The organism is Variovorax sp. P2_H12 (genome assembly GCF_056403395.1).
The window spans coordinates 1-409 of sequence record NZ_JBFUFO010000246.1; the positions used below are offsets into that span (position 1 = coordinate 1).

The window sequence follows — 409 nt, forward strand, 5'->3', positions numbered from 1 at the left end:
AGCGGCACCTGACCCGGATCGGCCCCCTCACGCAGGAAGCCGCCGCCGCGGCCCTGGACGCCGGCCGTCCGGAGCGGGCCGTTGAACTGCTGGAGCACGGACGAGCCATCCTGTGGAGCCAGTCCCTCGACACCGATCCCGACCTGGACGCGGTACGCCGGACGGCACCCGAACTGGCCGAGCGGCTGGACCAGGTGCGTACCCATCTGCTTGCCCTGGGCGCCGGACCGGACAGCTTGAACACCCCGGCTGACCACACGGACCTGCGCATGGACCTGGCCCGCGAATGGGACGCGCTGTGCGAGCAGGTGCGACAGCATGTTCCCGGATGCGGAGACTTCCTGCTCCCGCCCGGCTTCGCCCAGCTGCGCACCGCCGCCACGAACGGCACAGTCGTCCTGATCAATAT

At 70.4% G+C, this 409-nt stretch carries 1 protein-coding gene; it reads left to right on the plus strand.

Annotated elements, in window-relative coordinates:
* Positions 1-409 (plus strand): hypothetical protein (locus AC1DYK_RS35990; RefSeq protein WP_478170620.1); only part of this gene is annotated, 409 nt, incomplete at both ends.